Source organism: Shewanella glacialipiscicola (assembly GCF_023283485.1).
Classification (GTDB): domain Bacteria; phylum Pseudomonadota; class Gammaproteobacteria; order Enterobacterales; family Shewanellaceae; genus Shewanella; species Shewanella glacialipiscicola.
In genome coordinates this window covers 128,693-142,784 of the sequence record NZ_JAKILU010000005.1, presented here as the reverse complement: position 1 = coordinate 142,784, position 14,092 = coordinate 128,693, and the positions used below count along the sequence as shown (strand labels likewise).

At 44.9% G+C, this 14,092-nt stretch carries 7 protein-coding genes; 4 read left to right on the top strand and 3 right to left on the bottom strand.

From position 1 onward, the window contains the following. The first annotated feature begins 75 nt into the window (after positions 1-75). Both L2717_RS06310 and fusA read left to right on the top strand, forming a co-directional pair. Positions 76-4,629, top strand: coding sequence for an ATP-binding protein (locus L2717_RS06310; protein WP_220773330.1), 4,554 nt, complete (start codon positions 76-78; stop codon positions 4,627-4,629). Between the two features lie 850 nt (positions 4,630-5,479). Further along, a complete protein-coding gene (fusA, locus tag L2717_RS06305) occupies positions 5,480-7,573 on the top strand; it encodes an elongation factor G (RefSeq protein ID WP_220772423.1) in 2,094 nt (697 codons plus the stop codon). Positions 7,574-7,737: 164 nt separating this feature from the next. Here the strand turns inward: fusA and L2717_RS06300 are convergent, their stop codons facing one another. After that, the gene (locus tag L2717_RS06300; RefSeq protein WP_220772421.1) at positions 7,738-8,625 is read right to left on the bottom strand and encodes a LysR family transcriptional regulator; all 888 of its coding nucleotides are present in this window, start codon (positions 8,623-8,625) and stop codon (positions 7,738-7,740) included. A gap of 93 nt (positions 8,626-8,718) precedes the next feature. On the opposite strand from L2717_RS06300, the gene L2717_RS06295 reads away from it, so the two are divergent. Next, positions 8,719-8,871 carry a hypothetical protein gene (locus L2717_RS06295; RefSeq protein WP_220772419.1) on the top strand — a complete coding sequence of 51 codons (153 nt, stop codon included), beginning with the start codon at positions 8,719-8,721 and terminating at the stop codon, positions 8,869-8,871. Positions 8,872-9,156: 285 nt separating this feature from the next. Here L2717_RS06295 and napB read toward each other — a convergent pair whose 3' ends face one another. Together napB and napA are read right to left on the bottom strand one after the other, a co-directional pair. Beyond that, positions 9,157-9,588, bottom strand: coding sequence for a nitrate reductase cytochrome c-type subunit NapB (gene napB, locus L2717_RS06290; protein WP_220772417.1), 432 nt, complete (start codon positions 9,586-9,588; stop codon positions 9,157-9,159). Next, positions 9,585-12,080: a nitrate reductase catalytic subunit NapA gene (gene napA, locus L2717_RS06285; RefSeq protein ID WP_220772415.1), complete on the bottom strand. Its 2,496-nt coding sequence runs from the start codon at positions 12,078-12,080 to the stop codon at positions 9,585-9,587. The genes napB and napA overlap by 4 nt, the downstream gene beginning before the upstream one ends. A 705-nt stretch (positions 12,081-12,785) precedes the next feature. Here napA and L2717_RS06280 point away from each other — a divergent pair. Then, on the top strand, positions 12,786-14,081 hold the full coding sequence (locus tag L2717_RS06280) for a cytochrome c (RefSeq protein ID WP_220772413.1): 1,296 nt from the start codon (positions 12,786-12,788) through the stop codon (positions 14,079-14,081). Positions 14,082-14,092 lie beyond the last annotated feature (11 nt).

Here is a 14,092-nt window from a genome sequence, read left to right as displayed (position 1 = left end):
TAATGGCATTAGACGGGATAACAAAGTTATATTTATTGGCTAAAAATTTTCAGAGGCTAAGCAGAGGATCTTTTGATGACCAGCAATAATCAGCCCAAACACATGACTCAAGCCCAAACGCCCGATCCGCTTTTTTTACAGGCCGAGCACTTGGCAAAGGATTTTTCTCTGTTTCCTAAGCACAGCAAACAGAGTTTATCAGAAGAAATTAAAGGTCTTTTAAATGAGGATGCCATTCAAGCGAACTTAAAAGACTTGGCATTATTAGATGTCGACGGTTACGTTGCTAAAGTGATCCAGCCGACCCAAGATAAAGGTCGTCCTGGTGCAAAGCGTATCATTGCCGATCTTAAAGGTCGTTTGATTACGGAAACTCACTTGGGCTCTTTTTACAGTGCTGAGGTCGAGCTGAACTTTGGTTCACGCACTCGTCGTATTGGCTTTATCGCCCAAGAACGCACTACCGCTAACGGTGCTTGGATGCCTGAGCATCATTACGCCGCCTGTAAAGCCATTCGTCATTTTGCCGAATTATCTATGCCAATTATCTATTTAATTGACACACCAGGCGCGGATGCTGGCGAAATTGCTAACAGCCAAAACCAAGCACATTCAATTTCTAAAGCCATTGCAGAAAGTGCCAACGTTGACGTACCGACAGTCGGTATTGTTATCGGTGCTGGTTATTCTGGTGGCGCAATTCCATTAGCTGCGGCAAACATTTTGTTGTCACTGCGTGATGGTATTTTCAACACAATTCAACCGCAAGGTATGCAAAGTATTGCCCGTAAGTACAACTTATCTTGGCAAGAATGTGCAAAATCTGTGGGTGTATCACCAGAAGAGCTTTATACCTCAGGTTGTATCGACGGTATTATCGACTTTTCACCGGGCGATCGCGACGAGCGTCAGCACAATCTGCGTCGCGCTATTATTAGCAGCGTAGAGGCTGTTGAGCGTGCTGCAATAAATTTTGTGCGTGATTCTAAAGATTTACGTGAGCATTATGACCGCAGCTTGACCCGTTTCCTAAATCCATCTAAAAACTTGATGGCTTTGGAACTGAACGCAGAATTGGCAGTGGCAAGCAGCCCGACCAGTCACCATAACCTGTTTGGTAGCGCCTACCGTTATTTACGTTATTTGACGCTACGTAGCCGTATCCATTCTATTTCGCAAGAGCAATACGGTCGTCTGTCGCGTGCTAGCGTGCCAGAAGGTGACTTGTTGGCGCGTATTCAGCAAGAGCAAGATCGTGTGTTCCAAGCTTGGTTATCTAACCCAGATAAACTGGTTTATGACGAAGATTTAAATAAACTGTGGACTACCTTTGTCGCTAAGCGTGATGAAGTGTCTACTGAACGTAACATGCTGACTCGTTTGATTTTGGGTGAACCAAAAGAGAACTATAAAAAAGCACGTAAAGCGCTGCTATTCAACATTAGCTGGTCTTTATACCACCGTTGGAAGAGCAACGCGGCCAACAACTTCAAAGGGCTAATTCAGCACTTAGAAAGTCTGCCAAAGTCAGTAACTCAAGCTAAATGGCCTGAGCTAAATCAACTGACTGTGCTCGATGTGGTGGTGAATGAAGAGCTGCGCGAAGATTTTATTTGGCAATGTCATAACATTCTCATTTTCAACGCCCTGTACGACAACGTTGTTGGCAGTTTAGCGTCAATCGCTAAAGAAGCCATGATGTCTAAAAGTTTGTCACGTAACTCAGTGAACAACTTACTGCACAAGTCAATCGACCATGCAATGTCGACGCAAGATACCTCGAACGACAAAACTAAGTTTTATAAATGGCTCAAGTACTTCATGGGACAATCGAACCGTGCCGATTTATTGGTGCGTGTAGAACAGTGGAAGAGCGTGGGTTTCCCGCAGCTTAACGACAGTTTGTTCGTGGTGCTGACTTACTTCTTTGAACGTTTACTGCCTGAGTATTTTGATAGCGAGAGCGATACCAGTAAATATACTGGCGCAATTAACCCTGTGCGTATCGGTCGTCGTAAAGACTTCTGGAACCGCTTGACCATGGGTTATCAAGATCTGTTAATCCAAAAAGTGCTGCGTGACGAAAAACGTAAAGGCAACATGACATGGGAAAATGTGGTTAAGCAGTTCTTTACCCATTTTGAAGAGATCAATGGCGACAAGATGTCGGCGAACTTGCTCAACTTCCCTGGTTTCCGTTTATCGATTGAAGATGCTTTAGATAAAGGTATTCGTCCTTGTGGTTTGATTACGGGGATAGCCAACTTTAAAGAAAAAGGTCAAAAAGTCCGTGTAGGTGTTGCTGTGTCTAACACGGCATTCCAAGCGGGTGCATTTGATATGGCCAGTGCCGAGAAATTCTCAGCATTACTGATCGAGTGTGCTAAGCATAAATTACCTGTGGTGTGTTTTATCAGCTCGGGTGGTATGCAGACTAAAGAAGGTGCTGCGGCACTGTTCTCTATGGCTGTTGTGAACGACCGTATTACGCGCTTTATTCGTGATAACGAATTGCCTGTACTGATGTTTGGTTTTGGTGACTGTACCGGTGGTGCACAGGCGAGCTTTGTGACTCACCCATTAGTGCAAACCTATTACTTGTCAGGTACTAACATGCCGTTCGCGGGTCAAATGGTGGTACCAGCTTACCTACCATCTACAGCCACGCTGTCGAACTATCTGTCAAAAGTACCTGGCGCAATGGCGAGCTTAGTGCATAACCCATTTAGCGACACTTTAGATAGCCAGCTGGCAGGTATCGATCCTCTGATGCCAATGCCAACGGTTAAAATTAACGACGTGATTATCAATGCACTGTCTACCTTAGTGGTTGAAGCGGCCGTTGAAGAAGAAGTGGTCATACAGAACGATCCACGTAAGTTAATGAAACCCATTAATAAAGTATTGATTCATGCCCGTGGTTGTACTGCAGTGAAACTGATCCGTAAGGCTCACGACAATAATATCAATGTGGTATTAGTCGCGTCTGATCCTGATATGACATCTGTACCTGCAGATATGCTAAAAGACACTGATAAGTTAGTTTGTTTAGGGGGTAACACCTCGGATGAAAGTTACTTAAACGCTTATTCAGTATTAAGAGTGGCAGATTACGAGCAAGTTGATGCCTTGCATCCAGGTATTGGTTTCTTATCTGAAAGCCCTCAGTTTGCGGCATTGTGTGTGAATAACGGCGTTAACTTTGTTGGCCCAAGTGTGCATTCAATGACGACTATGGGTAACAAGTCGAATGCGATTAAGACATCACAAGCGCAAAATGTCCCTGTTGTCCCTGGTTCGCACGGTATTTTGACCAATGCTGAACAAGCGGTGAATGTTGCAACTGAAATCGGCTATCCAGTATTGCTTAAAGCGGTACAAGGTGGTGGTGGTAAAGGTATTCAGGTTGTGAAGCGTCCTGAAGACATGATTGGTTTATTCCAAAAAACGGCGACAGAAGCGGCCGCTGCTTTCGGTAACGGTGACTTATACCTAGAAAAATATGTGACATCTTTACGTCACATCGAAGTGCAATTACTGCGTGATAAGTTTGGTAATACCAAGGTATTGGGTATTCGTGACTGCTCAGTGCAACGTAATAACCAAAAAGTGGTTGAAGAGTCTGGTTCAACTATGTTGCCAGATGAGCTTAAAAAGCGGGTGTTGGATTATACCCGTGCTTTAGGTGATGCGACTGACTACATGGGCGCGGGTACTGTTGAGTTTATCTATAACTTAGATGCCAATGAAGTTTACTTCATGGAAATGAATACTCGTTTACAGGTTGAGCATCCAGTCACTGAAGCAACTTCAGGTATCGATATCGTTAGCGCCCAGTTTGATATTGCTGCTGGCCGTTCGATTGAAGCGTTAGAGCCAAAAGATATTGGTTATGCGATGGAAGTTCGTGTGACGGCTGAGAAAGCGGCGCTCGATAGCCATGGCATACTGCAACTTATTCCTAATCCTGGCAAGATCACTGAGTGCGTGTTCCCTGACCATCCTGATGTGGAAATCATTTCGATTGCTGCGCCAGGTAAAGAAGTGTCGCCATACTACGATAGCTTGATTGCGCAAATCATCATGCGCGGTGAAAACCGTGAGGATGTGATTAACAAGCTGTATGAATACTTAAACAGCGTAGTGCTAAAAGGTATCGCCACTAACATTCCGTTACTTAAGCTTATTCTGAAAGATGGTACCTTCAACGAAGGTGTTTACGACACTAACTATCTGCCACGCTTAATGGCCGAGCTAGACATTCCTGCGTTGATCGCTGAAATGGAAGCTGCTGCTGAAACAGTCGAAGTCGATACTGAGTCGCTGCGTGTAGGTGAAAGTAACGAGCTGAAAGTATTAGCCCAAGGCGCTGGTATTTTCTATACCTCTTCTGCCCCGGGTGAACCTGACTTCGTTAAAGAAGGTGATATAGTTACTGTCGATCAAACGCTTGCACTGACAGAAGCGATGAAAATGTTCTCGCAAGTGACCTTAGCCGGCTTTAATCGTCAGAGTGCAATCTTGTACCCTGAAGACAAAAAGTATCGTATTGAGCGCATCCTGAACAGTAATGGTCAGCAAGTGTCGCAAGGTGACTTACTGTTCGTAGTATCACCCGTCGAAGAGTAAACCTTAGCGGTTAATGAGACAGATGAGTTTGAAGATACCCGCCAATGGCGGGTATTTTTTTACATAAATCTGATAAACGTGACCCTTAAGTTTAATACCAATCACATTAAATATCTAATCAGTTCAGAGCCTCACAGGTATTTCAATCCGAGGCGTATTGGCGTAGAAATGGTTATTCCCTTTTAAGTCAATGCAACACGGGAGTGGGATACCTGTGAGGCTCCCAAAGGGCGGGTTTCAAAGCGCTTTATACTGCGTTTAAGGCTTTCGACAGAGCACCACTATGTCTTCAATCCTTCGCCTTGTCTAAAGCGCGTTGAACTCCCGCTGAATGAACAGATATTTAATACGATTGGTATAATACGTTTATAAGGCTATAAGCGCAGAATTTGAATGCCAAGTTTAAAAGTATGCAGGCCGATTATTTATTAACAAACAAGCACTAGTTTAGTGCGGATTAAGGGAGGTGATTTTGAGGTATTAAGCGCGGTTATCTAAGCCGCTTACTTGCCGTTTTATTGTTAGTCTATAGTGCTTATGACGATATTTTTTAACGTATTACCGTTGGAAGCCGTTAAAAAATGTCATTATTAACGCATGTCAGGCTTTTTTAATGGCTTTTATTTTAAGGTTAAAAAATAAGCTGAAGTGTTTTACTTATTTGTTTTAACTTATGTTTACGGGCATTTTGCTAAATTATTACGTGACTTTGTCGTGAAAAAGTACTCTAGCCATTTGCGCCGAGCAGGGTTCCAATTTACAATATGCGCCTAAATAATCTGATGTGCGGTGTGTCGGTGTTTGTCGCATACTCCGTCTACTCCTTAAACTACTCATTTAAAGTTGAATCATGACCGAATTATCCAAATACAGAAACATTGGTATCTTCGCTCACGTTGACGCGGGTAAAACCACGACCACCGAGCGTATCCTTAAGCTAACAGGCCGAATTCATAAAGCCGGTGAGACTCACGATGGTGAATCTACAACTGACTTCATGGTACAGGAAGCTGAGCGCGGTATTACCATTCAGTCTGCTGCTGTAAGCTGCTTCTGGAAAGACCACCGTTTCAACGTTATCGATACACCAGGACACGTTGACTTCACCGTTGAAGTTTACCGTTCTCTGAAAGTGCTTGATGGCGGTATCGGTGTATTCTGCGGTAGCGGCGGTGTAGAACCTCAGTCAGAAACTAACTGGCGCTATGCGAACGACTCAGAAGTTGCTCGTATCATCTTCGTAAACAAGTTAGACCGTATCGGTGCTGACTTCTTGCGTGTTGTTAAGCAAACTAAAGACGTATTAGCTGCAAACCCATTGGTTATGGTTCTGCCAATCGGTTCAGAAGATCAATTTGTAGGTGTTGTTGATCTATTAACTCGTCAAGCTTACGTATGGGATGACTCAGGTCTTCCAGAAAACTTCAGCATTCAAGATGTCCCTGCTGACATGGTTGATATGGTTGAAGAATACCGTGAAATGTTAATCGAAACTGCTGTTGAGCAAGACGATGCAATCATGGAAGCTTACATGGAAGGCGAAGAGCCATCTATTGAAGACATTAAGCGTTGTATCCGTATTGGTACACGTACTATGGCTTTGTTCCCAACATACTGTGGTTCTGCCTTTAAAAACAAAGGTATGCAACTTATTCTTGATGCAGTTGTTGATTACTTGCCATCACCAGAAGAAGTTGATCCACAGCCGCTGACTGACGAAGAAGGTAATGAAACTGGCGAGTTTGCTATTGTTTCTGCTGATTTACCATTGAAAGCGTTAGCGTTTAAAATCATGGATGACCGTTTCGGTGCCCTGACTTTCGTACGTTTATACTCTGGCCGTTTGAAGAAGGGTGACACCATCCTGAACAGCGCAACGGGTAAAACTGAACGTATCGGCCGTATGTGCGAAATGCATGCTGACGACCGTATCGAAATTGAATCTGCTCAAGCTGGCGACATTATCGCTATCGTGGGTATGAAGAACGTTCAAACTGGTCACACTTTATGTGATATCAAACACCCATGTACTCTTGAGGCTATGGTGTTCCCTGAGCCAGTAATCTCTATCGCTGTTGCGCCAAAAGATAAAGGCGGCAGTGAGAAAATGGGTGTGGCTATCGGTAAGATGATCGCTGAAGATCCATCATTCCGCGTAGAAACTGACGAAGATTCAGGTGAAACCATCCTTAAAGGTATGGGCGAACTTCACTTAGATATCAAAGTAGACATTTTACGTCGTACTTATGGTGTTGAGTTGATTGTAGGTGAGCCACAAGTTGCTTACCGTGAAACCATTACTCAAATGGTTGAAGATCAATACACACACAAGAAACAATCTGGTGGTTCTGGTCAGTTCGGTAAAATCGAATATATCATCCGTCCAGGTGAAGCAAACACTGGTTTTGTGTTCAAATCTACAGTTGTTGGTGGTAGCGTTCCGAAGGAATTCTGGCCAGCAGTTGAGAAAGGTTTCGCGAGCATGATGAGCACAGGTACTATCGCTGGCTTCCCTGTGTTAGACGTTGAGTTCGAATTAACTGACGGTGCTTTCCACGCAGTTGACTCATCAGCTATCGCGTTCGAAATCGCTGCTAAAGGCGCTTTCCGTCAGTCAATACCTAAAGCTAAACCACAACTTCTTGAGCCAATCATGAAAGTTGACGTGTTCAGCCCAGATGACAACGTAGGTGACGTAATCGGTGACTTAAACCGTCGTCGTGGCATGATCAAAGACCAAGTTGCTGGTGTAACGGGTGTTCGTGTTAAAGCTGACGTACCGTTATCAGAAATGTTCGGTTATATCGGTACACTGCGTACAATGACTTCTGGTCGTGGTCAGTTCTCTATGGAGTTCTCACACTACAGCCAATGTCCAGCTAGCGTATCTGAGAAAGTTGTAACTCAGGTTAAAGAACGTAAGGCTGCTGAAGCTAAGAAGTAATTCTTGCCTCCTATTAGCTGATTTAATTAGCTAATAAAAACCGCTGTTGGCCCTTAGGCTAACAGCGGTTTTTTTATGGATGACATTCCGCTAAATCGTTTACGACTAATGACCAAGTTCAACCTTGACCCTGTTTATCATAACGCCTGTTGTGGTGCGACTTCTCAGCGCTCAATTTTTTGTTTGCTCAATTCCAGTAAAGCATTAGCCGCAGGGGTCAAGGGTAAATTTTGCCGCCAAATAAGCGCGAGATCCCATGTCATGGCGGGGTGCATCGGTTTAAAAATTAATTTACTGGCGCTTAATCGGTTACAAATAGGCTCAGGTAAAATGGCGACACCCATGTCTGCTTCAACCATAGCGGCAAGAAAATCCCATTGGCCACTGCGAAAGGCGATATTGAGCTGAACACCTGCTTTGCGGCTGAGGCGGTTAATTAGTTTAGCGAGGGAAAAATCTTCGTTATAGAGAATGAAAGGATAGGGTTCAAAGTCCTGCCAATTTAAGTGGTCTCTCTCGGCTAAGGGATGCCCCTCAGGCACACAAGCAAGCAAAGGATACTTAGTCAGTGGTTGATTGACGAGCTGCGCTTCATGGGTTGTTGGTAGCGCGGTAAAGGCGATATCGAGACTGTTGTTGAGCAGGGCTTGTTCGCAGCCAAATCCACCGTACTCATACATTTGCAGCTCAACTCCAGGATAACGCTTACGATAGCTCGTGAGTAACCCAATGATAAGACTACTCATCATGGGGCACACACCTAAGCGTAATCGCCCCGATTTTAGACCGCTGAGGTTGCTCATGTCCTCCTGTAGTCTATGCCATTGGCCTAGAATTTCCCGTGCACTGTGTTCAAATAGCTGCCCTGCTTGAGTTAACACTACCTTCTGGTTATTACGGATGAGCAAGGTTTCGCCTAGACTTTCTTCCAGCCTTTGGATCATTTTGCTCAGTGTGGGCTGGGTAATAAAACATTTTTGCGCGGCGCGGGTAAAGTTTTCGGTTTCCACTAAGGTTAGAAAACACTGTAAGGTCTTGATTGGAATATTCATGCTTAAATGGAATCCATATTATGGAGTTTATTCATTTTACTAATCATGGCTCAAGTATTACTTTGACCTTGTTAACAAAACAGGGGAATACCGATGAAATCCACTTCAAGTTTATGGGTGAGTGCTTTGTGGCAGGCAGCTATGCCTGTGGCAAAAGAGGTGCAAACAGCAAAAGTGGCGCAAGTCATTAAAGCGGCTCCGGTGAGTGTTTTGCATAAAGCAAAACAACAAGTCAACCCAGCCTAGGCTGGGTTTTATTTTTCTGCTTTCAATTTAAAGTGTATTTTTTATTCCTCATAGTGCTGACTTCGTCTTTTAAAACCCCACATAATCTTCCCTTCTCGATAATTATCACTCAGCAATATAGTGCCAGCGTTTTTTAACCAGCAATAAAATTAGCTATATCTATCTTTGATTTTATTTACTCGAACACTGACTTGCGTACTGCTAAGTAGCTACTTTAATAGGGGGGTAAATAGAGAAAGCCACCCAGATTAATTTGGGTGGCTTTGCTTTGCAGGGGAAAGTGATTTATTGGGTGGAGAACTGATTCTCTACCAGCGGTTGCTTATTTTCAGCTTGAGCGACGTGGCATTGAGTACAGGCATAGTTATGCCCGTTAACCGTGCCTTTATCATCAATCACATGGGATTTTGCGACTGGTGTGGCTTTCATGCGTTTGGCTTTATCCCAGCTATGACAGTTTAAACAGCCATTTTTATCTAAGGTGATCTTGTAATCATCCTTGTGCGGAATGAGCGGTGGTTGCTCGCTAAAGCTGCGCTCAATGGCGGAGCCGCGACTAGGGTAAACCGCCATAGCATCGGCTGGGCGAATGTCGGTGATCGCCATGTTTCCTGCGAGGGATTGAATATTAACGGGTGCTACGTTGGTGTCGGTTTGCTGACCTGAACAGCCGGTAATGGCGACGAGTAACGCAGTTAAGGTGAGTATTTTTCTCATTGGTTATTCTCCGCCTTGAAGACTTTCACTGGGCATTTTTTAAAGTCAGTTTCTTTTGACAGGGGATCGGTCGCATCCAATATCAGTTTGTTGACTAACTGGCGCGCATCGAAGAAAGGCATAAATACCACGCCGCGTGGTGGTTTATTACGGCCTTTGGTTTCAACGCGCGTTTTAATTTCACCGCGTGGCGATGCTACAACGACTTCGTCACCGCGTTGCAGGCCGCGAGCTTTGGCATCTTCTGGGTGCATAAATATCTGTGCATCAGGATAGGCGCGATAAAGCTCGGGTACGCGAGCTGTCATTGAACCTGTGTGCCAGTGTTCTAACACCCGGCCAGTCGACATCCATAGATCGTATTCTTCATTCGGCTCTTCGGCGGCAGGCTCGTAGGGTAGGGCGAAGATCACCGCTTTACCATCGGGTTTGCCATAAAACTTAAAGCCTTCACCGGCTTTAACATAAGGATCGCTTCCTTCCACAAAACGGCGCAGGGTTTCTTTGCCATTAACCACTGGCCAGCGTAGGCCACGGGTTTCGTGGTAAAGGTCAAAATCGGCTAAGTCATGGCCATGGCCGCGGCCAAAGGAGGCATATTCTTCGAAAATACCCTTTTGCAGATAAAAACCAAAGTGTTCACTCTCATCGTTGAGCTCAGCTTTGCAATCAGAGGTGGGGAACTTGTCAATCACACCATTGGCGAATAACACTTCATAAAGGGTTTTATCCGCGTATTCAGGTTGCTTAGCAATGAGCTCGGCAGGCCAGACTTCGGACACTTTAAAGCGTTTGGAAAACTCGACTAATTGCCACAAATCTGAGGTCGCGCCTTCGGGGGCTTTAACCTGTTGGTGCCACATATGGGTACGGCGCTCGGCATTACCATAGGCGCCTTCTTTTTCAACCCACATTGAGGTGGGTAAAATTAAGTCTGCCGCCATAGCGGTGATGGTGGGATAAGGATCTGAAACCACGATAAAGTTTTCTGGATTACGGAAGCCCGGATAAATCTCTTCGTTGATATTAGCGCCCGCCTGCATGTTATTGGTACACATGGTCCAGTAGCAGTTGAGTTTGCCGTCTTTGAGCATTCGACTCTGTTGCACAGCGTGGAAACCTGGCTTAGGCGGAATGGTGCCCTCAGGTAGTTGCCATATTTTTTCAGTGATAGCGCGATGTTTCTCGTTAGTCACTTCCATGTCTGCGGGTAAACGATGTGAGAAAGTACCGACTTCACGGGCGGTGCCGCAGGCTGATGGTTGCCCCGTTAATGAAAATGGGCTGTTACCTGGAGTGGCAATTTTACCTGTGAGTAAGTGGATGTTGTAGAGCATGTTGTTCGCCCATACGCCACGAACATGTTGGTTGATGCCCATGGTCCACAGACTCATGACTTTAACGTTAGGATCGGCATAGGCTTTTGCTAAGGTTTGCAGTTTTTCAGGTTCAACACCACTCATCTGAGCCGCATATTCTAGCGTATAGGTGCTAACAAATTTGGCATACTCATCAAAACTAATCGGCTTAGATTTGCCACTACCAGGATTTTTTGCTTTTTGTTCGAGTGGGTGTTCTCGGCGTAGGCCATAACCAATATCGGTGTCGCCTAAGGCAAAGTTAGTATGCTTAGTAACGAAGTCAGTATTGACTGCATTGTTTTGAATGATGTAATTGGCGATAAAATTGAGGATCACTAAGTCCGATTGTGGTCGAAAAACCATAGGGTTATCGGCTAAGTCGAAGCTGCGATTCTCGAAGGTAGACAGTACATGCACACGCGACGTAGGGCTGCTTAAACGTCTATCTGTGATACGCGCCCACAGGATAGGATGCATTTCGGCCATGTTCGCGCCCCAGAGTACAAACTGGTCAGCAGCTTCTAAATCATCATAACAACCCATGGGCTCGTCAATACCGAAGGTACGCATAAAACCACCCACGGCAGATGCCATACAGTGGCGCGCATTGGGGTCGATATTGTTAGTGAGAAAGCCTGCTTTGTGGAGTTTAGAGGCGGCATAACCTTCCCAAATTGTCCACTGACCAGAGCCAAACATACCCACAGAAGTGGGTCCTTTGGTGGCGATACTGTGTTTCCATTTAGTGGCCATGGTATCGAAGGCTATATCCCAGCTCACAGGAGTAAACGCGCCTTCTTTATGGTATTTACCGTCTTTCATCCGTAGTAATGGCGTGGTTAATCTATCTTTGCCATACATAATTTTTGATAAAAAATACCCTTTGATACAGTTAAGACCACGGTTGACTGGGCTTTCTGGATCGCCCTTAGTGGCAATGACTTTACCCGCTTTAGTACCGACTAACACACTACAGCCAACACCACAAAAGCGGCACGGAGCTTTATCCCATTTGATATTGTCGGGTTGCTCTGCAGCTTCAACCATTTTAATGGGAAGCGTTATGCCAACGGCGGTCGCAGCGGCAACTGCTGCGTTAGCCTTGAGAAACTCGCGGCGATTTATGCTCATAATCTTTCCTCACTCTTTTGCGCTAAGGTTCAGCTTACTGATATATCAAACGGGTAGATAACACGCTGGATAGGGATGAATAGGCTTTAATGTTGGCGAGTGTAGACCGCATAAATAGTGTGTGAATACCTCTGAAGAGGTATTGAAAGTGATAGTCGATCCGGATCAACTTTTCGCCAGTGATCTAACTCTCAGTTTGGAATGTAAGCCGTGAATTTTATCATCGATGGAAGTAGCTTTAATAATGATGTAGAGATAAACGCTGTGCTTAATAAGTGGTGTAATCACGGATGATACTGACTACAACACATAAACTGGATAATATATTTTGTTGATAGCAGTTAGCTGGATATACATTTCTTTACCGTCGCAATGACGCCATATCAGTCCAAGTTATATTCTATTAATACGATTTTTAATCAGCGCCGATAAAGCCATGGTGCAATGTTAGCTATCGTTGCTTGTTTCTTCATCTATCATTAAAAAATCACCCGTTATAAGGCATTACTCTTAGCGGCTAAGGGAGTATAGGTTTACACTAGTGTACTTTTGTAAACTTGATCACAGTTTATGCGTACTTTGTGAGCGCGATCGTCAGCATTTATTCGTGCAAACATAACCAAGTGATATTTATAAACGGAATGTGAGGTTTTTGCCTCGTCTTTTTTTTCCATTAAAAACCAAAAAACAATGAGGCAATGTAATATGCGTAAACGCAGTTTATATAGCGTGTTTATTGCTGCTATCGTCGCTGTGGGCGCTTTTAGCATTTATGCTTGGCATCCATCGATGGCACCGATAACGCCACCCGTCAAAGACCAGTTTGCTGCAGATGTGATTGCGCAAGGTAAAGTGCTGGCCGCTGCCGGTTACTGTAGCACTTGCCATACCACGCCAGGTGGATCTCCGTATGCAGGTAATTACGAAATGCACACCGATTTTGGCATTATCTACTCCAGTAATATTACCCCTGACGTTCAGACCGGTATCGGCAATTGGTCAGAAGAAGCATTTATTCGTGCGATGCGAACTGGCGTGAGCCGTGATGGGCACCACTTGCTGCCAGCATTTCCATACGAGCATTTTAATAAGATGACGGATGAGGATATTAAGGCGGTTTATGCTTATATCATGTCGTCAGTCCCCGCTGTTAGTCAGCAAAAAATTGATAATGGTATCCCGTTCCCACTTAATATTCGTTTCTTGCAGTCGGGTTGGAAACTGTTGTTTGCCGACACCACCCCGTTTAAACCGCAAGCCGATGAATCAGCAGAATGGAACCGTGGTGCTTATCTCGCACAAGGCGTTGCTCACTGCGGGGCATGTCATACACCACGTAATGCGCTTGGTGGTGAAAAACGTGACCAGATGTATAGCGGAGCCGCTATTGATGGTTGGATTGCGCCATCGTTGACCACGAGCAGTAAAGCACCATTGAAGTGGCGCGCTGCTGATTTTGATGAATATCTACGTACTGGTAATTCTTCTTTCCACGGCAGTGCAGCAGGCCCGATGGCGCCTGTTGTGCATGCAGGTCTATCGGCCCTGTCTGATAGTGATCTTAAAGCGATTAGTGTTTATTTTGGCGCACTTGCGGGCAATCATAATGATAATCCTGCTAGTAGCCCAGCGCTTAAAGCGGCTCTAGAGTCACAACAGCTGCCCGATCCGCGTATCGATAATGGTGCTCGCTTGTATGCGATTTCTTGTCAGTCGTGCCATTACAGTAGTAACGAGCTTAACAAGGGACGCCCACTACTGGCATTAGGCAGTGCGCTGCATTTGGATGATCCTACGAATCTTATTAATGTCACGCTTGACGGCTTCCGTGCTAATCAAGGTATCACTGGGGTGGTTATGCCCGCGTTCCGTGACGCATTATCAGATGAAGATATAACTGCGATTGCAACCTATCTACGTCAATCTGCCGGTGAACAACCTTGGCCTAACCTAAAACAAAAAGTGGCTGAGATCCGTCTTCAACCACGCTTTGAACATTAATCACGGGAGAA

Coding starts and splice junctions, on each gene's coding strand:
- L2717_RS06310 (WP_220773330.1), top strand. CDS start 76: ATGACCAGCAATAATCAGCCCAAACACATGACTCAAGCCCAAACGCCC.
- fusA (WP_220772423.1), top strand. CDS start 5,480: ATGACCGAATTATCCAAATACAGAAACATTGGTATCTTCGCTCACGTT.
- L2717_RS06300 (WP_220772421.1), bottom strand. CDS start 8,625: ATGAATATTCCAATCAAGACCTTACAGTGTTTTCTAACCTTAGTGGAA.
- L2717_RS06295 (WP_220772419.1), top strand. CDS start 8,719: ATGAAATCCACTTCAAGTTTATGGGTGAGTGCTTTGTGGCAGGCAGCT.
- napB (WP_220772417.1), bottom strand. CDS start 9,588: ATGAGAAAAATACTCACCTTAACTGCGTTACTCGTCGCCATTACCGGC.
- napA (WP_220772415.1), bottom strand. CDS start 12,080: ATGAGCATAAATCGCCGCGAGTTTCTCAAGGCTAACGCAGCAGTTGCC.
- L2717_RS06280 (WP_220772413.1), top strand. CDS start 12,786: ATGCGTAAACGCAGTTTATATAGCGTGTTTATTGCTGCTATCGTCGCT.